Here is a 24863-nt window from a genome sequence, read left to right as displayed (position 1 = left end):
GCTTTTTACATAGAAAATGTGGATAATAGCAATAACGATAAACGTTGATAATGATTATCATTATTATAAGCGTTAATAATTTCAATTTACTATATTTAAGTTAAAAGGAGACTGATCACCCATGAACGTTACCTCTACCCGAACAACATTACAGGTTGACGATTATCTGGATCTGCTCAATCTTGCCGTTAAAGTTGGAGATTTGAAATGGCAAAAAGAAATTAAATCCAGATTGCAATACATTCTCTGTCTGCCGACAAGATAATGCTTCCGAGTATACGCCGTGTTCCCTTATTTGGGGGCATGGCTTTTTTTGTTGGTATGCAGACATAACTATATAATAATTGGAGTATCTCCAGGTCACCTGATGGTTAATGATATAGTATAATTATCAGCATAATATATTGAATAAAAAGTCCTTCAGATCGGAGCGTGTCAGCTTGAAAAAGTATATAGCTTTATTCTTAATGCTCAGCCTGTTATGGGTACCTGGTGCATACGCCGCTGGAATTCCTGCACAGCAGGGATTCGTTACCGATAACGCTGAAATGTTCACTTCCGCAGAAGCCGCGTCTATTTCTGCTACCGCCACTGGAGAACTCATGACCATCCATGTACTCACTGTAGATTCCACAGACGGTACTCCAGCTGATAAGTATGCAGACAAGGTTTACGACTCGTGGAAACTGTCCACGCGGGATCTTCTACTGCTGATCTCCGCTGGTGACCAGTCCATTGAGCTAAATTTCTTAAATCCAGGCTTTCAAAGCTCGTTAAATACTTGGTCTAAGAATCAGGGAGGGTCCTCGGGAAGTTCAGCCATCCAAAAACTGCTCGACACCTATTTCATTCCTTATGCCAAAAAAGGGGACTTCGCTGGCGGGACAAAGGCTTTGATTAATGCCATCCATTCCATCGGAGATCGTGCCGGCAATACTGGAGGAACCGCAGGAAGCGGGAGCGCAGCCGGGGTCGGGAATGATGTAAACCGCTCCAGCAGCTCCATGTTTATGATTGCAGCGATTCTTATCGGAGCCCTTCTAATCCTCCTTCTACTCTTTGTAATGGTTACAGGTCTGCGTCGACGCAAGCAGCTTAGCGAGCAACAGAAACAGTTATCTAATTTAATGGTCCAGGCAAATCGGGCACTGGAATCGCTAAACCCTTTTCAAGGGATCGTTCAAGGGAAGACGGGAGAGCTAGTCGAAGGTATTTCCAAGCGACTGTCCGCCAAGCTCGTTGAAATCTCCGCACTACAAAGTGAAGGTCAAGGCGTTCAGCCAGCATTTTATCGTTTGGCTGCCCTCAAGACAGCCGTGAAACAATTGCAGCAGACCGAAGCTGCCTTCCGCACAGCGCTTGAAGAGGAAGAGAAACACATTGCTGTCATTAGCGAAGCTGACCGCAATGTCAAACAGCGTATTACAGAGCTGAAAGAGGATACGCCAGAGCTTGAAGAACAGCTGCAAGGTGCAGTTAAAGAAACCGGGTATGAGCTTCAAGAAATTGTAGAGGAACTTAAAGAGCTTGCGGAGGAAACTGCTAAGGCAGACCAATTGGAGCTTTTTGATCCCATTGCTGCACAAGAGGTTACCGAGGATGCACAGGAACGTCAGGAAAAAATCGAACAGGATCTGAAGGATGTTGATCTCTATGATGATAAGCTAAACAAATTTCCTACGGTATTTGCTGCGGCACGTGCCAAAATCACCGGGATCATTGAACAGAATTCACTGCATAATATGAAGGTTAAGCCATATGACCACCTAGAGCAGGCCCGCGTAGAATCGTTGACACTTGAAGCGCCGCTGCGTATAGGAGATATGGATGAGGTGCGCAGAATCGGCGCCAGTCTAGATCTGCTTCTGGATGAAGCTGTTGCTATGACAGAGCAGCAAGCACTGCTGCGGCAGAATAACCGCAGAGATCTAGAGACATTCCGCACCACATGGAGCCACTTGAAGCAGCGGCGAGACGAGCTGCAGGCCCGAATTACAGAAGCACGTGTACATTTCGAAGAACAGCATATAGTTAGCGTAGAGAACATTCTGACGGAGTGGAGCACACGTCTTCGGGAAGGCGCAGGTGAAGTGGCGCAAATTGAGAACTGGACCAGTGATGAACGGGGCGAATATGACAAGGCCCACGATGCGCTGGAGCGCTTGCTGTCCTTGCAGGATGAAGCTGGCCGGCAATATGACGGCGTCTCTGAAAGTCTAAATGCATTAAATGAAAGACTGGATAAAGTACAACGTCTCTTCTCCGAAGGACAAAGTCGGGTAGAGACGACCCAGCGAATGCTGCACAGCAGAGGCTTGTCTTCCAGAATCCGCTTTGAGTTATCCTTACTGCCGGAATATAGCCAGTTGGAGCAACGGTTGTCATCCCGGCCTTACAACCTGGAGGAACTGGAATCGATTGGCCGCGCTTATGACGCTCAGATCACTTCCTTTGTGAATGAAGCGAACCGAATCATTCGCCAAAAAGAAGAGGAAGAACGGCTTGCCCAGCTAGCCATGATGAGAGAGCAACAGCGGCGTGCGCAAGCCCGTAAACGGATGTCCTCTGGTCCTCCTTCTTCAGGCGGATTCGGTGGGGGACGTTCCTCCGGCGGCTCTTCCTGGGGTGGTGGCGGCAGTGGCGGCAAATCCTCCGGCGGCTCTTCTTGGGGCGGTGGCGGCGGCAAATCCGGTGGAAATTCATCGGGTGGCTCTAAGTGGTAATTCCTCACCATTAGATGCAAATGGATATACAAAAAGACTCTTTCGCTTATATGGGCGGAAGAGTCTTTTTAATTATGAATTATTATTGCTGTTTCATTTGTGGTATGAATGTGCCATCGGAAGATAAATTGTAACGGCCGTGCCCACTCCCTCTTCACTAGCTATTGCCACATATCCTCTGTGGGCAGTCACGATTTTTTTGACAATCATGAAGCCAAGTCCATTCCCATCGCCTCTGGTCGTGTGAAAAGGCTCTCCTAATTTCTCCAGAACTTCCTTGTTCATACCCTCTCCATTATCGGTGAAGGTAATCACCTGAAATTCATCCTTCACATCAAGAGTCACTGTAATGCTCCCGCCAAAAGGCAAAGCTTCCATTGAATTTCTTAGGATATTGAGGAAAATCTGCTTAATCTGATTGCGGTCACATTCGATCTCAGCATCATAATGGATCTTTGTATTTAACGCTATATTATTCATCTCCACCTGAATCGCGAAGATATTCAATACTTCCAGCAGGATCGTACTACATTGTTCAGTCATATAATGCGCAGCCTGCGGTTTACCCAGAATAAGAAACTCGCTCACAATAAGATTCATTCTTTCCACTTCTGACATAATGAGATCATAATGCAACAGACGTGAATCTTTATTAGCCAGTTGAAGCATCCCTTTCACCGTAGTCAGAGGATTGCGGATCTCATGTGCAATGCTCATAGCCAGTTGTCCTGCGACCACTAGCTTTTCTGTATTGCGCAGCACTTCTTCCGTTCTTTTCATCTCCGTGATGTTGCGCAAACTTCCAATCACACGCGCTAAGTAACCATTCCCATCGTAAACGGGTAGTACATCTAACATATAATGCTCGAACAACCCGTTTTTCTCCTGAATCACTTCTAACCCGGCACATGCGACATGATGTATGATGACATGTTGAAAGTATGCACCCACATTCCTAATTTCAAAGACACTAGTTCCAACAACAGACTCTTGATGCTCACCACCCAAATGAAGCATAGCTAAACCGTTCTCATTTATATTCACGACTGTTCCGAATTGATCTGTTATGATTACCCCTAAGTAATTGGTCTCTAGCAAAATCCGATTTAATAATTGCAGCTGAGAATTCCCTCTCCGCAACAAAATCTCACGTTCAATCGAGTCAGCCATCGTACAGAGCAGAGGCAGCAAATGGGGATGGGCTACATCTATATCTGCCATAAATGAAATTGTACCTAAAATTTCTTGCCCATTTTCTTTATAAAATGGAGCTGTACAGCATACTAAATGATGCAAAATATGATGGAAATGGTCTCGTCCTGTCAGCTGGAATGGCCTCTGATATTCAAGGGCTAAAGCGATTGAATTGGTACCCACTTCTTTGTTCATCTGCACGCCTTCTTTGATGCCTACCTGTCCTACGAGATCAATAATCGTCGCATCTCCTTGGAACGCCAATAGATAACCTGCATCATCCGAAATCGTAACTAGGATCGGGTTCCCTTTGACTGAGGAAAGAAATTTTTTGACAAAAAATTCGATAACCTCAATCACTTCACTATATGCGCTAAGCTGTGCCCCCAATTCATCAGTAGAATATCCCTTTGCAAAGACAGGCGGTTGCTCAGGATCAATTCCTTGGTCAATACAATGCTGATTGGAAGCCTTAATAATGGTCTCATCCGTCAGTATCCCTGTTGTCTCATCCAAAGCCCTTACCCCATTCTGTATGAATCTTCAATTTTGCATTGCATAATTATGTATTCTACCTCTCTCCCTCTAATCCTTTTCAATCCTTAAAAATCAAATAATCCCAATGTTAAAAAATAACTTTCTGCACAAAAAAACTTCACCCCTATACAAGAGCGAAGTTTTGGAGAATTATTATTTTCTATTTTTCAGTTAATGCTTAGTGTCATCCAGAAAAGGTTTATTCACATAATAATACATTACCCCCATCAGTACGCCACCGCCAATTAAATTGCCGATCGTAACGGGGACAAGGTTATGCACCACGCCATACCACGATACCGTTCCGGGATGATCAAGTACAAGCGCAATCGCAAAGGTACACATATTGGCAATACTATGTTCATAGCCGGAGATGAAAAAACAGAATACGAATAAGACCATGGCGAACATTTTGGCCCCATCGCCTTTCATATTCATCGGTATAAAAAAAGCCATACAAACGAGCCAGTTACAAAGAATAGCCCGAAAGAAAAGCTGACCTGCCGGGGCTTCCATCTTATGCTCCACTACATATAGCAAAAAACCGTTTACATCTGAGCTATAGAACAGTCCTGTCAAAAAAATCAGCAAGGCAAAAACGGCAGCCCCAAGAATATTACCGATATAACTCATGATCCACATGCGGACAACCTCAGACCATTTCATTTTCCGTCTTAGTGCCGTGTATGTGTAATAAAAAGTATCTCCGGTGAATAAATCCCCACCACCAAAAGAAATTAGAATAATAGCCGCTCCGAAAGTAATCGCAGCCATTGGATATGCAAAGGGGGATTGCTCCATAAAGAAATAGTTGCCTGTCTTAAATGCTACAATTACACCGAATCCGATAAACATACTGGCCAGCATGGCTCTGGCAATATAGCGCATTACGCTTTGCCGGAATATCTTCTGTTTCTTAAGTGCTAATTGTTCAACCTGAAGCAGTGCCTCGTTCTCCATGTGACCTCCTTAGGGATTTTGGTATTTCCAGCTGATTATGGGCTAATCGACAGCCTTGCGTTATTATACCCAATAACCCGCTGGAAATTACTTGAACCAACTCGCGGCAAAAAATCCCTGAATACTTACGGGGAAGCGAAGCTACCTCTTGCTAATTGTCTTCATTCATTTTAGCAATGGCTTCTGCTTTTTCACTGCTGGCGACGATGATAAGCACGAGTATCAAACAGCCTAAAACCATAGCCTATCCCCACTTCCTCCACATGTAGTCTTGTGACAACTTATGTATGTGGATAGGGCTTTATGTTTGGCTACAGTAAACTTCATTTGATTAGATCACGTTTACGCCTATGCAGCAGTTGAAGCGAGCTACCCCATATCCCAAAAAAAAGCAGAGCAGCGAACCCCCAGAAATGAAGGCTCACTGCTCTGCTATATTTTTACGGACTTTTTTTAAAACAATTAGTTCAAGAAGCTGCTCAGTTGGCTCTCTGCTTCACCTTGTTTCAGCGCCTCAGGCTTGTCCGCTTCATTGAGTCCTAGACGATTGCCCAGTTGGGTATTGATCGTCGTCATTTTGGATGTATAATCCTGGCAGCTTTCGATAATACGACGGTTTGACTGTTCCGAAGTATCCAATGCGCTAAGCAGATCGCCGATCGCTTGATTCACGGCTTCCATAGACATGGAAGGTTTGGATAGAAGCTCGGTCGTTTTTTCTGTAGTCGTACGCAGCAAGCGTGCATTTTCTTTAAACTGATCTTCAATCGTCTTATTTGTTGCTTCTACAGCGTTGATAACATTCTCCTGATCGGCCAGCGACATCGCAATCATTGCCGACACTGTAATCAGATTAGAAGTTTTATCAATCGCATTATTTACGGAATCGATCAGTTTATCATTATTGTCATTGATGATATCTGTAGCAGCAATCGCTTGATTGTAGAGCAGAATCATCTCTGTCATGGACTGAATACGAACCATCACTTTACGCAGACCACGCTCCAGATAAGCTTTACGGAACTCATTCTCAGGCTTCGCAATCTCCACCTCGAACAGCTCTTTTAGCTTATTGCCGAAGGCAATTTTGGTTTGAAGGTTATAGATCTCCTCCATAGAGGTACGTTTCAGCTGGCGCATATTTACAATACTCTCTTCGAGGGTATCTCTGCCGTCGCGTAGACCAGTAACAATCGCATCAATATTTGTGCGGACAGACTGATATTTGTACACATAGTTCTTCATCGGACTCTTCCGCAGCATTTTGCCGAAAAAGCTAACATTCTTACTCTGTTGCAGATTTTCACACTCATTCCGCAGCTTCATAATCATGTTAGGCACTTCAACACGTTTGCCGGACATCAGGTCATTTACCGGACGATCCAACAGCTTGAGGGTTTGGCCTGCTTTTTCTTGCGTCTTCACCCCAAGCTTCCCGATATCATCCATTAAAGAATCCAACGTGACTGTATCTGTCTGGGATACCTTCTCGATCAATTGTGCGGCTTCTTCGACTACCTTTTGTTCATCTTCTTTTTTTAATTGGATCAACTGCGTGGACATGGGTTTCCCTCCTATAATTCGGAACTGCTATACCGCTGATGAATCAGTTCCGCCTTCGTCTGAAGTTCCATCAGGTCTTTATGTTCGATCGTCGAAGCAATATCCGATATTTTGGAATCAACATCTCTTAGACCGTTCAGCAGCGTTCTCCGATTCTTCGTCTTCGCTTCACCACTTAGGCGCAAAAATGGGTTAATCACACCATTTAAATCCTTCAGAATCAATCTGCGGACCGTATGATTAATATCGCCATTATTGAGCTCCTGCAGCAGCGGAATTACACGTTGAAGTCTCGCAAAAAGCGCCAGTGATTTCTCGACAATTTCATTGTCCAGTGTATCCTTCTGCCCCTCGGAGATAATCATATCTTCCAGAATGCTAAGGTACTCAACTACTGGAGCAAATTCCGGTCCAATCTTCGTTGGTTCGGCCTCAGTTCTACCACTATTGCCCGGATTACCTGGTGCAGCATTATTTGCCGCACTAGGTAATTGCGGAGCATTTGCAGAGGAAGCTGGAGCAACAGGTACCGTCTCTGGACCTGCTGGCAGCACCTCAGCCGGAAGGTTGGTTCTTGGACTTCTCGTTGCAAGAACCCCTACCGCTGCACCCGCTACAGGCAACAGCAAGGAGAGTAACTCAGGCAAAAAAGAACTCGTTAATACAGCGACAACATAGCCAATACCGGCATACAGCAACACTTTCGATTTAAATTTAATTTTTCTCACCTCTTGTGAGCGAGATTGCGAACGCTCAATTCACGGGATCCGGAATTACGGATTCGCCGTTTATTTTCATAATTAGCGGCTGCTCTACATGGCTGGCAAGCACATTATCGCCGAACTCCGCAGGCTGGACCTCTCCGCCGAGTGCACTTTTGACAGCCAGGTATGGAAAGTTAATTCCAGACAGACAAGAAATATGAAGACCTCCAGACATCCGGGGGTTAATCTCCAGCAGTTTAGGAATTCCACCACTATACTTCATTTGAATATTGAAATTGAAAGGTATTTTATATACTTCTGCTACCCGGGAAGCGATCTCCTCCAGCTCCGGAATATGCTCCATCAGCCGCAGACGACCGCCAGCTTTACGACGGGGTACAGCCGCTAACAGCCTGCCATTCTCATCTGACAAGCAATCTATACTGTATTCATAACCTTCCAGCAGTTCCATCACCATAAGTTCAGGGAATGTAGATTCACTTCCCAGAATACGATAGGCCTCTTCGAAGGATATCAGCGGAGTTACATGACCAAACAGCTCCTGTAAAGGACTACGTGTGTTATCAATGATACGGAAGCCAAGGCCTCCCTCTGTCTCCGTAGGTTTAAAGCATACGTGATGTCCTTTGGCTACAAGATCATGATAAGCCTCTTTGAACTGCTCTGCTGTACTCACCACATGATAATCAGGAATTGTCATAATCCCTGTTTCCTTAACACTTTCGTAGAACTTCCCCTTATCCATGATGGTCTCCAATAAGTCTAAATCTCTACAGACCAGAACCTTGGTGCCAATCGCATCAAACATAGCAGCATGCAAAGCTATATCCAGCATATGTAACCGTGGAATGAAGATATCGATCTCATTACGGCGACAGAAATCCACGCAGAATTGAACATATTCTATTCCAGTCAGTGCTGGTTCAGTCCCAGCAACATCAGCCCCTTGAAGGGACATATGGTGAATATCAGGATGCGTGGCGAAGATTTGTACAGGAACGCCATCCTCATTATTGCGGATGAGATTCATATAATGGTAAGCGACGGAAAACCAGCGATTGAAATAAATGTTTACCTTTTTCATAGTGGCCCAACTCCCAATACGGTTAAGTTATTATAGATCATGTTTACATACTGTAGAATTTCATCACCAGCAAAAACACCCGCTTGCTTCGTAAAGGGATACCTTGATTTTACAAGACCACTCTGCTGCTCTGCAAATATTTCTCCATGACAAGGAGCAATCGCATAGTCCGCACTTTCTAGTAAACTCTTATCCAACAAGGAATCTCCCGATGCTACCATCGGTTCTGACCGAACCGTCCGGCGCACATGAACAATCGCATCACTTTTATTCACAGCGGCAGGAACGACATATAGCTTGCGTCCTTGTAAGGATACCCGCCAGCCCAAATCGTATAATTGCTCTGCCAGATTCGTGATCTCATCCATAGGTAATAAATCACGCACTACTACAAAAGTATAAAATAAATCATCACAATACCGCTCACTAATGATCCATTCCTCGTGCACTACAGACCTAACGTGCATTCTAACTTCTTCTGCCGCAGCCGATTCATTTTGAACAAGCCTGCCCACCGAAGCTCTCCAGCTCTTATCTACTTCGCCACCAATCAGAATATTCCCGCCATTACTAGTAATCGCGTAGTCTGGAATAATCGTGTCTTGAAACAGATTAATACGCTTATACTGCGCTATGGTACGTGTTGTAACGGGCATAAAGATAATACGGGAAGTAAGCTCCATCAGATCAGCCAATGCTTTTTGCGAAATGTATGAAACCGTCTTGCCATCCACAACCTCCGCAGGAACCAGGCCCGGAGTATTCTCCGGGACACCGATTGCATTTAAGGAATAGATTAACGTTCGGTCCAAATCACTGGCATAGATCATTCCGTCTCACCTCTCAGCGGCTTAATAATCCCGCAACAGGAGTAGGTGAGTCCAGGGAATACTTCTACTGGAACCCCTCTATCCTCTGCTAAGAGAATAATATGACGAAGATTTGGATTATCCATAGTATCGACAAGAATCTTCCATGGTACTCTGCGCAGCAGCACTCGGGTTGTTTCTCCGACTCCGGGCTTGACCAAATTGATGTTATCTATGCCGAACACTTCTTGAATACTCTGAATATCACGCAGACCCTGCCATGTAATTTCTGGCGGGGATTGCTGCATCTGTTCAGCAATCGCTTGTGCTTCTTCCGCAACGGAGGAGAAATACGGGCAGATCGCCGCAATGAATACATTAGATACATCCGTATCGAGCCATTCCTTGTAGAATTTAGCCCCATGGAATTCTTCCGGACCGATTAAATCATCGCGCAGCACTGTCCGGCTCATCAATCCTGACACCGTAGAATTGAGGCATGCACTAGGAATAAGATAATCCTCTCTAGTCCCGAACGTGCCTGAACAGTTCCCGGGATCAGCCAATACGGCCAGGTCATCATTTAGCCGAATGCCATATTTCTCATATAGGCTGTTGCACGCCTCAATCAATACCTGGCGAATAGCCCCTTTCCCCGTCCATCCGTCGACAAACTGCAAATCAGCGTCAAGCCCATGCTTTTGCAGAATATAGAGGATTGCGTTCTCATCAATCCCCTTGCCCCGAATGATAGAGATACTATAATGCGGCAGATCAGCATCATATCGCTCTTGGATATAACGCTTAATCAGTACACCAATTGGTGTTCCCGCTCTTGCCAAAGAGACTAACACCGTATCAAGTCCCCGTTGAGCGACAATCATCTCAGAGACTACCGCTACTGCTAGAGCAACCTTCTCCGCAGATTGCTCCAGCGTCTCGTGAAATAACTCAATATACTGCTCAGTAGGCTGATATTCCACGGGCAGCATCTCAGAGTAGTGTACGCCTGATTGAATGGCGGCCTCTCTTTCGTCAGTCGCCCGCTCCAGTGAAACATCGCTCAGATCCTTAAGCAAAAATATAACATCTGACGGAGAATAGCTGCCTAGCGGAACCGGTTCGGCTATACTTCTGTTTAGAATTTCTTCAGTTACTGTTCCCTTCATAGGTAGGGCCTCCACTTCTTCTTTCCGAGGTCAGTACAATAAGATGCACTTTATGGCGGGCCAGTTTCTTCAGTATATCAAGCATAGGTTTCATACGCTCATGCGGTACATCACGCTCAATCAGCACAAATATATCATCGTATTGACCAGGAGCTATATTATAAATAAAGTTTGTGATTTCCGGATCACCAGCTGAAGGATACGCAGCAGCACTATGTACCCCATAATCCGGCCGACGCTCAGGGTGGATTGGACTTCTAGTGGAAGACTGGTAAGCAATCCCTTCCCCCATTTCCGCCGCCACTCTCATCGGAAGATACATAAATTCTCCTACACCCATTACCAAGGCTTTCGGTCCTCTACGCAATTGCCGCAGCTGCTCAGCTATTCGTTTCACACCCTGATCAAGCTCCAGATTATCCTGTGACTCCATTCCGAACCGTCCACTATATTTCATATACGGCGCTGTGTTGATCTCACCATAGGAATCGATAGAGGATACCTCCAGTCGTTCCATTCCATCTTGAGCATAAGTAGTTACAACCTCACACTCAAAAATGGCCTCTCTATCCAGCTGCTCCGTATCCTTATTAAACACCGGTGAACCTATCACTTCAATATTCCCTTGCAGCAGACATAACGACTTAATGCGAATCCCCAGCTCCTGCTCAAGCTCACTATAGTGTTGAAGATTGCTGCCGCTTCTCCAGTCCAGAAGAGAGACTACCACATATTCCTCCCGCGGGAATTTTGACTGAATATCTCGAATTGTATTGATCGCGGTTTTCCCGGTCGTAATCTCGTCATCTACCAATATAATGGGCTCTGTCCCAGATAAGAGTTCGGTATCCAAGGCATAACATAGATGATCAACTGCATGGGAATGCTCTTCTACAAAACTTACAACAGACTCCAAATCAGGAATATGCTCACGCGTAGTATGAATATAGGATGCCTGCTCAGCAAAGATGTTGTACACACTGTGACCCAGTGCAGTTGCCGTTTCTGCGAATCCAATAAAAACCACAGGCTTGGGCAAAACCAGCCGGGCCGCTAGTAAATGTTGATAGGCTTCCTTAGCAAATTCAGGATGAATCAGCCCATGAACCGCCATATCCAATAACTTTGTCATACGATCACTATCCACGGAATCGCCGTTCATCTCCTGATATAACAGCAGCGCCAACGCTGCTCCGCTTAGAAGTGAAGTATACGGATCGACGGGGATATGCTTGCCAAGCACCTTACTGACAAACAGAAAAGTTCGTTTTTTATTAATTCGCGCCGCCATAGAAAATAAAGAATCCAGAGGCATATGAAAGGGGTTAAAGGTTTCGGTTACATTCACTTGCAGGTTCTCGACTATGTTATACGTGCGTAAATTCGTTTTCGGGTAATAATCCGACAAAATGCTGTTGTTCATGTAACACCCCGTATATTTGAGATCGTAGTAAAATTCGTCTTGCCCAATTCAGATGGGGCTTAATTTCGTTCATTTTATTAAAATATTGACTCTTAAACACGCCCAGACTGCCATCATTACTTTCTACAATGCTTAAAGCGTCGACGTATTCCTCATGCATCACCGTATACATCGCCTGAACAGGTCTGAGGTGAGAAGGATGAATAATCGTCTTACCCACAATTCCATTCTCTTTATCCAAAATAACCTCGCGAATTAGCCCGTCTACACTGCTCGAGATATAGCTATTCCGCATATCACGGCCGTTTTTGCCGTAAGTATCCTCAAATGGCGTCTGCCGCAGCTGCGGCCGGAGAACTCGATGACCTTTATTCGCAAAATACTCCCAGACAGGTCCTGAGATCACATATCCCTCTTCAACCCGCCCAAACACATTGATAATGTCCGAGATACAGTCACGGATAGGAGTAAGATCATAAATACTAACATCAGGACTGCGACGCAGTCCGAACAGGCTGGAGAAATCCGTTGCCCCAATTCTGACGTTTAGGACAAGCTCACGGTAATTACGGAGTAAATCACGGATAGATAGCAGACTGTCCACTCGACTTTCCCGATAAATAATAGGTGCAGTTTCCAAGATTGGCATCCCGTAAAGCACAGGATCATTATAACCACGCGTATTGTTGTACTCAGCTAACGTTTCAAAATATTGAATTCCATTGTCCACAGAGAACTTAGGAAATACAAACCCTGTTAACATCGTTACCAAGGATCCCAAGCGGAAAATCATTTGCCGGAGTTGGTCCGGGTTACGTACTCGTATAAAAAGAAGCGGGAGGCTGTTCGATGAATCCAGCTCATTTTCTGCGTAAGCAGCTAGGTAAATAAGATGCTGGATAATAGACTCCTCTGCATTATCAACCTGGTCATCTCCGATTGCGTCCTCCAGATCTATAATAACCGTCACTAGACCTGCATTCTTGAGCTTAATGATGTCTTCTGCAACACTTGCACGGGTAGCCGGCATATAGAGGGCAGCGCCGACAGCGTAGGCTAGCAGTTCCTTGTTCGTGGTATGATCAAATGAGATAGGCGGAGTGTAAAACAAAGAGATTTCTTGTTCTTTCGTCAGGTAATCGAAGTATCTCAAATCGGTTCCCCCTTATAGTTTTGCGAAGCCAAGCAAAACAAGCGTAGACCTCTCCTCATAGAGAGTGTCAGAACCGGCAATACTCTCCCTTGGGGATGGCATCTTGGCTCTCTCAAATATAAGTGAAGGCCTACGCTATAACATATACGATTACCTGAAAGAAGCAGGCGTTTCTATTCTTGCATGATCGGCTCCGACTTCTCTATGGTGCAATTACTTTTTTAATCATGCACTTTTATGGGCATCTTTTTTCTTACGTCTAGCACTATAGAGGATCGTACCCACGAATACCGCTATAAGGATTGTAAAGAATACGACATGCGGCAATTCAAAACCAAAAGCACCCGCTAGCATCTTACCCGCAATAATGGCGATAAGCAGGAACGCTGCCTGTTCCAATTCAGGGAATTTATCAATAAGCTTCAAGAATACCTGCGCCACTCCGCGCATCATCAGAACCCCTAAGATACCACCCATAAAGAGAACCCAAACCTGATCACTAAGTCCAAATGCAGCAATAACACTGTCAATACTGAAAGCAATATCCATTAATTCAACAAGGAGAACCGTCTTCCAAAAAGAAGTGCCTTTATTCTCCGTATGCTCTTCGCCACTGCCCTTAAATAAACCTTTATATGCGATATAAAAGAGATACAGTGCACCAAGAACCTTAACCAAAGTAAACTTAATAAGAAATGTCCCTAGTCCAATGGCCAGGAATCTGAACAAATAAGCCCCTAAGATACCGTAGAAAAGCGCCTTTTTCTGCTGCTCCTTAGGTAGATGCTTAACCATAACGGCAAGCACAAGCGCATTATCTGCAGAGAGCAAACCTTCTAGTAGAATTAAGCTCCCGATAATCCCCCAGCTCACAGGATCAGAGAGTGTACCTACTACATCACTCCATGAGAAAAAATGCCCGTAATTCTCACTAATATTTCTAAAAAAATCTGCGAACCAATCCATTACACTTTGCGCCTCCGGTAAAATCGATTATTTGCTGCCCGCAACCCAGCGCAGCCCCCAGCCATAGGCTTCATCCATCTCACGATGACCACTGTAATATTGCACCAGCCGTTCAACACTAAATGTTTCATTGCTTACATTCCGGAATAACGCAATGGCACACATCCCTTTACGGTTGTTATGCTCGTCCAAATTTACAATGATATCAGGTCCTCCGCCTTGTTTGATGGTGACAACCCCATCGGCCTCCGACCAGTTGGTTACCCCTTTATAAATAAAGGAAAACACTAGAATGCGTTCAATCTCGGAAATTTTGATACCATTTATACGCAAATTCTCACCAGTAGTTACGGAGCCTGTCCGATCATCCCCATCAAGCATGACATAAGGAGGTTGATTCAATGAGCCAAAGGCATTGCCCAACGCTTGTACCACTCCTTTACTGCCATTCTTCAGTTCATACAGACAAGCAAGATCTAGATCTACGCCATTTTTACGACTAAAGAGTCCGCCCTGCTTCTGGTTCCAGTTGAGATTAATCAACACTTCCCCTAAATCACCACTGGCTGATTTTTTCAAATTGATGGAATCGCCTTTTTTCTTCAGCTCGATTTTCTTCAAGTTGAGATTCATTGGCGAAGGCGGGGGTGTGGCTGGAGAGCTCTCTTCACGTTTCACTGGCTGCGCAGGCGGCGTTGCGAAGATTTGTGGTGGAATCTGCGGCTTAACCTCCGGCTGTGGAGCAGCAGGAGCAGGCTCCTCATTCGCTTCAATACCGAAGTTGCTGCATATCTCTTTCAAACCTCCGGCAAACCCCGCTGCAATGGCACTGAACTTCCATTCACTGTTATATCTATATAATTCCCCTACCACAATGGCCGTTTCCACGGAGAAAAGATTGTCGAGATCACATCGGAGCAGTTCCGCACCTGTCACTTGATTGAGAATCCGAAAATAGGCCTGACTAACTTGCCCAAAACTTTGACCCCTTTTCTCCCCATCATAAATGGTAAGCGTAAAGGCAATCTTCATCACATCGGAAGGAATCTTATCCAATTGAACTTCGAATTGCTTGCGGTCATTGAATCCTGGCACATCCTTATACCTAATATAAGATGTGGCTGGATTATTATAAAATATTAAATCCTCGTCTTTACTTACTTTACCCTCTGATCCAAGCAGGAAAGCAGAGCTATCAATCTCCAGAGCAGCCGGAGCATGCCAGCCGATCTCTACGATTATAGAATGAAGTCCAGCATTGCCTTTGGTCAGATCAGCTTTTTGCCCTTTGACTACGTTAACACTCATTCTTACGCCACCTTTATAAATGGAGTAAACCAACTAATAATTTTGTAAAAAAGAACCCCACAAAGTGGAGTCTGTACTGCTCTAAATATTTAGAAAAAGGGCAGGATCGGTAATGACCCCGCCCACTTGGATGTTATTGCGCGTCCAGTCCATAGTTTCTGCATAAAGCGCTTAGACCGCCGGCAAAGCCACTTCCAATCGCCTGGAACTTCCAATCCGCACCATTGCGGTAGAACTCACAGAATACAACAGCTGTTTCAGTTGAAAAGTCTTCACCTAAATCGAAGCGAAGCACTTCACGATCATTAGAAGCATCTACTACACGTACAAAAGCATTGGAAACCTGTCCAAAGTTTTGTGCCCGAGTTTCATAATCATAGATCGTTACCGTTATTCCGATGCGCTGAATATGAGCAGGGATTTTGCTGAAATCAACAACAATCTGCTCGTCATCTCCGTCACCCTCACCTGTACGGTTATCCCCCGTATGAGTCAAGGAACCTGCGCCACCCGAAGGATTGTTGTAGAATACAAAATCATCGGAGCCCTTGGCCTTACCATCTTCATGCAGTAAAAAGGCTGAGGCATCAAGGTCAAAATCTTGGCCGCCGCTATACTTATTAGTATCCCAGCCCAATCCTACTACTACCTTCGTCAAACCCGGATTAGTCTTGGTAAGATCAATCCGTTGTCCTTTAGAGAGACTGATCGTCACTGACAAAACCTTCTTTCATTTATGAATTCAATTCATCTTTAGCATGCAGAATGAAATTTATTGCAGGCCGTAGTCGCGAGTCAAACCGCTCAAGCCGTCTTTGTAGCCACTGCCAATAGCATTGAACTTCCATTCTGCACCGTTACGATACAATTCGCCTACAACGACACCAGTTTCAATAGAGAAATCCTCACCGAGGTCGAAACGAATCAATTCTTCATTGTTCAGATCGTTTACGATACGTACGTAGGAACGGGAGACTTGTCCAAAGTTTTGGCTTCTTGCTTCAGCATCATAAATTGTAATAGTAAAAGCTACTTTGTCTACATCAGCAGGGATGTTCTGAAGATCCACTTGAACCTGCTCATCATCACCATCGCCTTCACCTGTACGGTTATCTCCGGTATGAACAACAGAAGCATTCTCATTTTGCTTGTTATTGAAGAAAATGAAGTTGGTTTCTTTATCAACTTTACCACTAGCATTGGTCAAAAAGACGGATACGTCCAAATCGAAATCTTTTCCGCCGTCATATTTATTAGTGTCCCAACCAAGACCTACTGTGATTTTGGATAGACCTGGGTTTGTTTTCGTTAAATCGATTTTTTGACCTTTGGATAGATTAATTGCCATGATTACATACCTCTTTTCTTATATTTGGATTATACGTAGCGTTCTGCAAGTTGATTGATATGAGCGGCGTGGCTGCCTTCACCAATTGCAGCGAACTTCCATTCTCCACCTTGGCGGTAAAGCTCTCCACAAATAAGTGCCGTAAAACCTGTGTAGTTGTCAGACAAGTTGAATTTAATCAACTCACTATTCCCGGCAGCATTTATTACCCGAATATACGCTGATTTGATCATTCCAAAATCCTGTTTGCGATTCACCGCATCGTAAATGTTAACGACAACCAGAACCTTGTGAACATCGGCAGGAATGGCTTTCAAATTAACCATGATTTGCTCGTCATCTCCGTCGCCTTCACCCGTCAGATTATCTCCGGAATGAATGACCGAGTTGCAAGGACTTTGCTTGTTGTGGAAGCAGATCAGGTTACCCTTCTTAGTTAGCTTACCATCCTCATTTAACAGCAGTGCTGAGGCATCACAGTCGACATTCGCCTGTTTCTTGACTCCAAAGAATCCCCGCGAGGCTTCAATTGGATCCCAGCCTAAGCCCACAATTACATTGGACAAGCCCGCATTACCTTTAGTCAAATCAATCTTTTGACCTTTTACCAGATTAATTCCAGCCAAATCAACGTACCTCCGTTTCCGATAAAAATCATTATCTGTTAGTCTAGCTTTTAGGTGTTATATCAGTGATACGATAAAGAATAAATTACGTTTCAACGAACTTTTATCTATGACTTCACCTAATTTATAAACTGAATTCGCTAGGGTTTAATCCTAAGACGCCACAAATATTCCGCACAACTGCTTTTTCGTAATCATCAAAATCACCATCAGCTGATCCAATTGCCGAGCATACACCCACGATCAGACGGCCCGCTTCTGGTTTGCCGCTAAACTTAGCGATCGCTTTCAAAGCTTCTTGTTTTCCTATTTCTGGTGAAAATTCGAAGTTACTTACGTAATAGTTGAATTGAGCAATGACATCTCTCATGTCAAATACCTTCAATTCATTACTCATATTCATATAGCCGGCCATTTTGTTTTTCTCTGCTTCTTCTATTTTACCGTCCGCCGCAGCGACCAAAGCGCAGCCTGCAACTACCGCATTCATGAAATCTTTATTTTTGAATTTCTTCACTTGATCTGTAAGTCCGCTTTTGGCTGTATTCAACCAGTTTTTAAATGTGCTCATCGTATTCTCCCTCTATCACTGCTAGATTATGATAACAAAAGATATCCCAAGAGCCTCCTCTCCACGTTCCGACAGATTTTGCATATAAATCCCTGAAATAACCGTTACTCTTCTAATATACCTGATAAAATAACAAGATTCTACTTTCCACAAAATTACAGCACCTTTGATAGAAAGGATCGTGTCCGTTCTTGCTTAGGATTTCCGAACAGCTGCTCCGGACTTCCTTCTTCCACAATCTCACCTTGTTCCATGAACAGCACCCGATCCCCCACCTCACGCGCAAAGCCCATTTCATGTGTCACCACGACCATCGTCATCCCCTCACGGGCCAGTTCCTTCATCACCGCCAGCACTTCCCCCACCATCTCCGGGTCAAGCGCTGAGGTTGGTTCGTCAAAGAGCATAATTTGGGGCTCCATAGCCAGCGCCCTTGCAATTGCTACCCGCTGAGCCTGCCCCCCAGACAATGAGGCTGGATACATCTCTGCTTTTTCACTTAGACCTACTTTTTGCAGCAGCTCAAGCGCTTTTTGCCGCGCTTTATCCGGAGACCATTTACGCACCTGAACCGGCGCCAGCATAATGTTTTCTATAACCTTCATATGAGGAAATAGATTAAACTGCTGAAATACCATCCCAAGCTCTGTACGGATATCGTTAATCTTCGTACTCGCCGCCATCAAAGAAGTGCCTTCAATTACAATCTTGCCCCCCTGCGGCTGCTCCAGTAAATTAAGGCAACGCAAAAAGGTGGATTTACCCGATCCGGACGGCCCAATAACCACCACTACCTCCTGACTGAAAATATCGATACTTATGTCGGCCAGCACCGTGTTTGTTCCAAATGATTTATGTAAGTTCCGTACTGAAATCATAGGCTCCATCCTATTTCAGCCTCCGTTCAACGTAATTCAGCAGCTTGCTAAGAGAATAGGTAAGAATGAAATAAATAAGTGCCGCTGTCAAATAAGGCTCCCATATCCGCAAATATTGCCCTTTCATCGTGTTGGTCCAGTACATTATTTCCGGTGCAGCCACCAAAGCCAGAAGAGAGGAGTCTTTCACAAGCACAATAAACTCGTTACCAAAAGCCGGAACCATCCGTTTGATCGCTTGCGGTAAAATAATAAATCTCATCGCTTGCCGACTAGTCATCCCCAGTGAAATAGCCGCTTCCCGTTGTCCATGATCAACCGACTGAATGCCTGCCCGAAAAATCTCAGCCGAATAAGCAGCCGAATTAAGCGACAGAGCAACAAACGCAGTAATTAGAGCATTGGTTTTGCCGTAAAGCGGGGGAATCAATCCAAAGTGAACAATCAGAATCTGCACATACAGTGGTGTTCCTCGAAAAAAATTGATATATGAATGAAAAGGCCAGCGCAAATACCATTTTGGGGCCATTTTGCCGAATCCGATCCCCAGTCCCAAAATAGAGCCAAATAAAATAGAAACTACAGAAATACCGATAGTCAGCAGTGTCCCTTTTAAAAGGACGGGCAAATAATGAATAATAATGTCCATTCTAAAATCCATAGGACTCTCCCCTTCTCTTCTTTATGTCATCTCTCTTTAAAAAAATAAGCATGCGCAATAGCTATCATTACGCATGCTTATTAGGTTTTTTCCTTATTTTGCGTTCAATAAGCTATCCAGGTTAGGTTCTTCGCCGAACCAAGTTTTGTAGATTTCCGCGTACTTTCCGTTTTCCAATACCTTCTTAATAGCCGGATCCAGTTTCGCTTTTAACTCACTGCCCTTAGGGTAAAGAATGCCGTAATATTCCGCTCCGAAGTTCTCCGTGTCTACAATCCCCACCAGCTTCTGCTTAGGATTGTTTTTCATGTACTCACGTACAATGGCAATATCCGCTACAACCGCATCGGCTCCTCCGCCATTCAGTTCCATCAATGCCACCGCATTGCTGTCAAAACGTTTCAAGTTAGGGTTGTCGACACCCATTATTCCGCTCATCAGGTCATCTGCAGTTGTGGCCCCTTGTATTGCAACTACTTTATCTTTAAGATCAAGTGCGTTTTTGATGTCGCTGCCTTCTTTAACCATAATCATATTGGTAGATTCGAAATAAGGGATGGAATAGTCATAGGTTTCTTTACGTTCATCCGTAATCGATACTGAAGATAGCCCTGCTTGATACTCCGTTCCCTGCTTCACACTTTGCAGCATCGTTTCCCAGCCTGTGTTCGTTACGTCATAGTCTATTCCCGCTTCTTCCATAACTGCCTTAATGAAATCGATGTCGAATCCTTTGATTTTATCCGTGTCCATATACTCCATAGGAGCGTAGCTGGCATCACTGGCAAACTTAATTTTCTCCGCTGAGGATTCGTTACCAGCTTTACTGTTATTTGCTCCACAACCTACCAATGCAACCACCACAAATGATATAAAAACTGACATTAAAACACGACTTTTTATTTTCATATCCCCATTCCCCCTATTTTCGGAAATAACTTAAAGAGATTTTAACAGATTAAAGGATTCATGACAATTAACTTTTCTAAATTATGTAAGGTTATATAACACAATATTATTATTTTATACGTTTTATGCGTACATCACTCTCAAAAAAATTCATCAAACACAAAAAGGCACTGCCAGAGATTGTATTCTCTCTAGCAATGCCTTTAGCATATTTAACTTTAAACCTATTAAAGTGTGATATCTCCATCATAAGAACCGATCAATTTATACAGATCCGGCCGGCGGTCACGGAAGATTCCCCACTCGATCCGGCCAACTTCCAAAGCATCCAGATCGAATTCGCTTACCAGCACAGTTTGCTCCTCACGTCCAGCCTCAACGATTTTATTGCCCTGAGGACCTGCAATGAACGATGAGCCGTAGAAATTAATGCTCGAATCCTCATCAATTTCCTCACCAATACGGTTGGAAGCCACGACTGGAATAAGATTCGCAGCTGCATGTCCAAGCATACAGGTCTGCCAATGATCCTTGGAATCGATCGATCCATCCTGCGGTTCAGACCCAATAGCCGTTGGATAGAACAGAATTTCTGCTCCCATCAGGCTCATTACTCTAGCCGCTTCTGGATACCATTGATCCCAGCAGATGCCTACACCAATCTTGGCATAACGAGTGTTCCATACCTTAAAGCCAGTATCTCCCGGATTAAAGTAGAACTTCTCTTCATAACCTGGGCCATCTGGAATATGACTCTTGCGGTATTTGCCCAGCACCGTTCCATCAGCATCAATTACAGCAAGTGAGTTGTAACGCGCGTAATTCTTTTTCTCATAAAAACTAATCGGCAGTACCACTTGCAGCTCCTTGGCTACTGCTTTGAAATGATTAATCGCCTTGTTATGCTCAAGCTCTGTTGCGTATGCGTAATAATCAGCTTTCTCTTTTTGACAGAAATACGGAGTCTCAAACAGCTCCTGGAGCAAAATAATTTGCGCACCCTGTGCTGCCGCTTCTCTGACCAATGTCTCGGCTTTGCTGATATTCTCCTCAATATTGCTGGAACAACTCATTTGTGTCGCAGCTACTTTTACATTTCTCAAGTATCTGTCCTCCTTGTATATAAATGTCCCTTTGGACGTCTAGTTTCCTTCAATTATAGCTGTGCAGGCATTTGCTGCGTAGTGCAGTGGACATTTCCGCCTTCGGTGATAACGGCCATTCCGTTAACTGTACGAATCTTGCGATCCGGGAACAAACCAGCCAGCACTTTCTCAGCAAGTGTATCCGTTTCTGTCGCGGTGCCGCCAAACACAGGCAAGATAATTCCGCCGTTCACGAAATAAAAGTTCAAATAACTGAGCGTCAGACGACTGCCGTCATGATCGACCCGTGGTGGCTGCTGAATCTTGATAATCTCCAGCTTACGCCCTTTGGCATCTGTAGTGTTCTCCAGAATACGCAGATTCTCTTGCGTAATCTCATAGTTCTCATCCTGCGGGTCCTCACAGACCTGGATAATAACTTTGCCTGGTGCAGCAAAACAAGCAATATTATCGACATGACCATCGGTTTCATCGCCACTAAGGCCACGTCTCAGCCAGATAATAGCTTCTGTACCTGTATAGTTCCGCACGTACTCTTCGATCTCTTCGCGCTTCAGCTCCGGGTTGCGGTTTAGGTTAAGCAGACACTCTTCTGTAGTAAGCAAAGTGCCTTCTCCATCCGTATGAATCGAGCCACCCTCCATCACAAGCGGTGCATCAAAACGGGTGATCTGCGCATGCTCCAGAATCTGCGGAGCCACTTTGTCATCCAAATCCCAAGGTGAATATTTACCGCCCCAAGCATTAAACTTCCAGTTCACACCTGCCATTTGTCCTTCTTTATTAACAATAAAGGTAGGTCCGTTATCACGCAGCCAAGCATCGCTATGCGCAATAGGCAGCAGCGTTACATTCGGTCCGCCGACCAAATGCTCTACCCGCTCCACATCCTCCGGGTTCACAATAACCGTGATCGGTTCAAACTCGGCGATGGCTGTGATAATGTCAGCATAACCTTGGCACACTGACTCGTGGTTGTCCGGGAAACACATAGATTCCTGCACCGGCCAGGAGATAAAAGTACGTTCATGCTTGCCCCATTCCGGTGGCATTGTATAGTTCAAATCTTTAGGATTCATGTGTTAACTACCTTTACTAATATATTTGGAGCCAGTTCTACCCCTAAAACTCCTTCCTCATCATACAATAATATGTTCTAGTGCTCAATTCCCTGGGACATTAATAATGTTGGAAGGAATTTTTTTTGTGCGCAGCCCCCATTTTGCAGTTAAAAAATTTAAGTTTCATCCGTTACAACGAAGCTAAATTTAATTATTTTAATATAAATCAGGATATCATTTAATAATTTTACTTATTTTAGTGATTCTATTTTCATTTCTAATGGATTTTATATAATTAGCTTAAAGGAGTGAGTTGCAATGGATGACATCGATCTTCAAATCTTGGAATTACTGAAAAGCAACGGCCGCATGACCAGTTCCGAAATTAGTAAAATCGTTCATTTATCCGTGCCTTCCATCACTGAAAGAATTCGTAAACTGGAGAATAACGGAGTGATTGATCAATTCACGGTCAAGTTAAACCGTAAGGCAATAGGACAAACCCTATTGGTATATATTTTCGTGCAGCTGCACGGCTCAGTTGAAACCCAACACTTCCGCACAACCATTATTCAATCGCCGCTAGTACTGGAATGTCATCATATCTCGGGGGAATACGACTATCTCTTGAAGGTGGGTCTACCGGATTTATCCGAATTGGAGGGTTTTATAACGCATACACTCAAGGCCAATCATGACATTGTAAGATCAAATACCGTATTTATTTTGTCCACGTTAAAAGAAGAATAGATAAAAGGAGTGAAGCCTTATGCCTTGGGAGTGGATGGCAAAAGGAATGCTGCTGGGGCTTTCTATTGCGGCTCCTTTAGGTCCTATCAGCATCTTATGCATCAAGAAAACCTTAAGCTCAGGTTTCAAAACTGGCCTATGCTGCGGCTTGGGAGCGGCCACAGCTGACGCAGTTTATGGTAGTATCGCCGGATTCGGCTTATCCGCCCTCACCGCTTTTTTGGTTGATTATAAAACGGTACTGCAAGCCTTGGGCGGGTTGTTTATTTGTTATCTTGGCATGAAGTCGCTGTTAGAACCCCCAGACACAGACAGCACAGCACCCAATTCCCCAAAAAGCTCACTGAATTCATACATAGTAACGCTGTTGCTGACGCTGTCCAATCCCATGACGATTATTTTTTTCCTTGGCATATTCAGCGCATCTGGCGTCCTTCTGTCTCATAGCAGCTCCAATATGCCGTTTCTAGTTAGTGGCGTCTTTCTGGGTTCCGCATTATGGTGGATGGGTTTGACAGGGAGCACTGCTTTGTTCAGAACCAACATAATGTTAGGACGGTCGAAACAGCTCATGTTCAACAAACTATCCGGATTGGTAATGTTGTCCTTTGGCATTGTCTCCCTTATTCAATCTCTCAATCTTCAGGAGTTCCTTTAAACGATCCCTCTCACTATACGGTAATCTTTTTTACCACATTGCCTTCAAAATCCTTAACGATAAATTCCCCGCCCTCTAGAACAGCATAGGAATTCGGATTATTCTCTTTAGGCAGCGATATGGAGCCGGGATTCAGCACATACACTCCCTCTTTTACATCGGCAACTGGTATATGGGTATGTCCCTGAATAAAAATATCCTTCTCGGAAAGCGCCGGCAAATGCTCAATGCTAAAGCCATGACCATGTGTAGCGTAAATCCGTCTGCCTTCGTGCAAAAGCATTATATAATCGCCCATCATCGGGAATTCCAGCAGCATTTGGTCTACCTCGGCGTCACAGTTTCCACGTACTGCGGTTATCGGCTTGTTTTTGTTATATGCATTAAGCTTATTAGCAACCTCTTGTGGGTTATATTCCTTCGGCAGCGGATTTCTTGGACCATGATATAAAAAGTCTCCTAGAATAATAAGACTGTCCGGCTGCTCTTCTTCTACCTTTTCCAAAGCCCGTTCCAGCCAAAATAAAGATCCGTGAATGTCGGAAATAAACATTAACTTCATCATGTATTCTCCTTTTCAACTTAACTTAAGTAAATATGCGCTTAGACAATAATCTTAACCTTGAACATACCACAACGCAAAGCGGACGTTCCCAAAGGAACGCCCTGCCCGCTATATCT

The 24863-nt window shown here is 44.4% G+C and carries 25 protein-coding genes; 4 read left to right on the top strand and 21 right to left on the bottom strand.

Annotated features, from left to right (window positions below; translation table 11 throughout):
* Positions 1–121: 121 nt before the first annotated feature.
* Both NSQ55_RS01800 and NSQ55_RS01795 read left to right on the top strand, forming a co-directional pair.
* Positions 122–265 carry a hypothetical protein gene (locus NSQ55_RS01800; protein WP_167348483.1) on the top strand — a complete coding sequence of 48 codons (144 nt, stop codon included), beginning with the start codon at positions 122–124 and terminating at the stop codon, positions 263–265.
* 175 nt (positions 266–440) lie between these two features.
* Positions 441–2723, top strand: a complete 2283-nt coding sequence (locus NSQ55_RS01795) for a TPM domain-containing protein (RefSeq protein WP_339170869.1) — start codon at positions 441–443, stop codon at positions 2721–2723.
* Positions 2724–2816: 93 nt separating this feature from the next.
* Here the strand turns inward: NSQ55_RS01795 and NSQ55_RS01790 are convergent, their stop codons facing one another.
* From NSQ55_RS01790 to NSQ55_RS01695, 20 genes are all read right to left on the bottom strand, one after another.
* Complete coding sequence (locus NSQ55_RS01790; protein ID WP_076185603.1) at positions 2817–4433, bottom strand: ATP-binding protein; 1617 nt, start codon at positions 4431–4433, stop codon at positions 2817–2819.
* A 192-nt stretch (positions 4434–4625) separates the two neighbouring features.
* Positions 4626–5414, bottom strand: a complete 789-nt coding sequence (locus NSQ55_RS01785) for a formate/nitrite transporter family protein (RefSeq protein ID WP_076124688.1) — start codon at positions 5412–5414, stop codon at positions 4626–4628.
* A gap of 462 nt (positions 5415–5876) precedes the next feature.
* Positions 5877–6977, bottom strand: a complete 1101-nt coding sequence (locus NSQ55_RS01780) for a toxic anion resistance protein (protein WP_036687432.1) — start codon at positions 6975–6977, stop codon at positions 5877–5879.
* A gap of 11 nt (positions 6978–6988) precedes the next feature.
* Positions 6989–7696: a hypothetical protein gene (locus NSQ55_RS01775; RefSeq protein ID WP_339174369.1), complete on the bottom strand. Its 708-nt coding sequence runs from the start codon at positions 7694–7696 to the stop codon at positions 6989–6991.
* 34 nt (positions 7697–7730) lie between these two features.
* Positions 7731–8786: an ATP-grasp domain-containing protein gene (locus NSQ55_RS01770; protein WP_339170867.1), complete on the bottom strand. Its 1056-nt coding sequence runs from the start codon at positions 8784–8786 to the stop codon at positions 7731–7733.
* Positions 8783–9616, bottom strand: a complete 834-nt coding sequence (locus NSQ55_RS01765) for an HAD family hydrolase (protein WP_339170865.1) — start codon at positions 9614–9616, stop codon at positions 8783–8785. The genes NSQ55_RS01770 and NSQ55_RS01765 overlap by 4 nt, the downstream gene beginning before the upstream one ends.
* Positions 9613–10764, bottom strand: coding sequence for a cysteine protease StiP family protein (locus NSQ55_RS01760; protein WP_076101184.1), 1152 nt, complete (start codon positions 10762–10764; stop codon positions 9613–9615). The genes NSQ55_RS01765 and NSQ55_RS01760 overlap by 4 nt, the downstream gene beginning before the upstream one ends.
* Entirely contained in the window at positions 10745–12055 is a 1311-nt protein-coding gene (locus NSQ55_RS01755; protein WP_076219211.1) for a phosphoribosyltransferase family protein, read from the bottom strand. The genes NSQ55_RS01760 and NSQ55_RS01755 overlap by 20 nt, the downstream gene beginning before the upstream one ends.
* Before the next feature lie 76 nt (positions 12056–12131).
* Entirely contained in the window at positions 12132–13340 is a 1209-nt protein-coding gene (locus tag NSQ55_RS01750; RefSeq protein WP_232061116.1) for an HpcH/HpaI aldolase/citrate lyase family protein, read from the bottom strand.
* A 225-nt stretch (positions 13341–13565) separates the two neighbouring features.
* Positions 13566–14306, bottom strand: a complete 741-nt coding sequence (locus NSQ55_RS01745; protein ID WP_036687425.1) for a TerC family protein — start codon at positions 14304–14306, stop codon at positions 13566–13568.
* 27 nt (positions 14307–14333) lie between these two features.
* On the bottom strand, positions 14334–15614 hold the full coding sequence (locus NSQ55_RS01740) for a TerD family protein (protein WP_076124694.1): 1281 nt from the start codon (positions 15612–15614) through the stop codon (positions 14334–14336).
* A gap of 133 nt (positions 15615–15747) precedes the next feature.
* The gene (locus NSQ55_RS01735; protein WP_036687422.1) at positions 15748–16329 is read right to left on the bottom strand and encodes a TerD family protein; all 582 of its coding nucleotides are present in this window, start codon (positions 16327–16329) and stop codon (positions 15748–15750) included.
* Between the two features lie 57 nt (positions 16330–16386).
* On the bottom strand, positions 16387–16962 hold the full coding sequence (locus NSQ55_RS01730; RefSeq protein WP_036687420.1) for a TerD family protein: 576 nt from the start codon (positions 16960–16962) through the stop codon (positions 16387–16389).
* 29 nt (positions 16963–16991) lie between these two features.
* Complete coding sequence (locus tag NSQ55_RS01725; protein WP_076124695.1) at positions 16992–17588, bottom strand: TerD family protein; 597 nt, start codon at positions 17586–17588, stop codon at positions 16992–16994.
* A gap of 124 nt (positions 17589–17712) precedes the next feature.
* Positions 17713–18159: a tellurite resistance TerB family protein gene (locus NSQ55_RS01720; protein ID WP_076124697.1), complete on the bottom strand. Its 447-nt coding sequence runs from the start codon at positions 18157–18159 to the stop codon at positions 17713–17715.
* A 155-nt stretch (positions 18160–18314) separates the two neighbouring features.
* The gene (locus tag NSQ55_RS01715) at positions 18315–19037 is read right to left on the bottom strand and encodes an amino acid ABC transporter ATP-binding protein (RefSeq protein WP_339170860.1); all 723 of its coding nucleotides are present in this window, start codon (positions 19035–19037) and stop codon (positions 18315–18317) included.
* Between the two features lie 10 nt (positions 19038–19047).
* Positions 19048–19698: an amino acid ABC transporter permease gene (locus NSQ55_RS01710; RefSeq protein WP_339170859.1), complete on the bottom strand. Its 651-nt coding sequence runs from the start codon at positions 19696–19698 to the stop codon at positions 19048–19050.
* Between the two features lie 93 nt (positions 19699–19791).
* Positions 19792–20607, bottom strand: coding sequence for a transporter substrate-binding domain-containing protein (locus NSQ55_RS01705; RefSeq protein WP_076275962.1), 816 nt, complete (start codon positions 20605–20607; stop codon positions 19792–19794).
* A gap of 227 nt (positions 20608–20834) precedes the next feature.
* The gene (gene aguB / locus NSQ55_RS01700; protein ID WP_076124702.1) at positions 20835–21710 is read right to left on the bottom strand and encodes an N-carbamoylputrescine amidase; all 876 of its coding nucleotides are present in this window, start codon (positions 21708–21710) and stop codon (positions 20835–20837) included.
* Between the two features lie 53 nt (positions 21711–21763).
* Positions 21764–22792, bottom strand: a complete 1029-nt coding sequence (locus NSQ55_RS01695; protein WP_076302297.1) for an agmatine deiminase family protein — start codon at positions 22790–22792, stop codon at positions 21764–21766.
* A 300-nt stretch (positions 22793–23092) separates the two neighbouring features.
* Here NSQ55_RS01695 and NSQ55_RS01690 point away from each other — a divergent pair, with 300 nt between their 5' ends.
* Together NSQ55_RS01690 and NSQ55_RS01685 are read left to right on the top strand one after the other, a co-directional pair.
* A complete protein-coding gene (locus NSQ55_RS01690) occupies positions 23093–23524 on the top strand; it encodes an Lrp/AsnC family transcriptional regulator (RefSeq protein WP_076124705.1) in 432 nt (143 codons plus the stop codon).
* A 19-nt stretch (positions 23525–23543) separates the two neighbouring features.
* A complete protein-coding gene (locus NSQ55_RS01685) occupies positions 23544–24182 on the top strand; it encodes a LysE family translocator (protein ID WP_076302296.1) in 639 nt (212 codons plus the stop codon).
* Positions 24183–24195: 13 nt separating this feature from the next.
* On the opposite strand, the gene yfcE is transcribed toward NSQ55_RS01685, so the two are convergent.
* A complete protein-coding gene (yfcE, locus tag NSQ55_RS01680) occupies positions 24196–24744 on the bottom strand; it encodes a phosphodiesterase (protein WP_076185584.1) in 549 nt (182 codons plus the stop codon).
* Between the last annotated feature and the right edge of the window lie 119 nt (positions 24745–24863).

It is taken from the genome of Paenibacillus sp. FSL H7-0943 (assembly GCF_037963265.1).
GTDB classification, from domain to species: Bacteria; Bacillota; Bacilli; order Paenibacillales; family Paenibacillaceae; genus Paenibacillus_AQ; species Paenibacillus_AQ odorifer.
The sequence above is the reverse complement of the archived record's forward strand: the minus strand, read 5'-3'. Positions and strand labels throughout refer to the sequence as shown.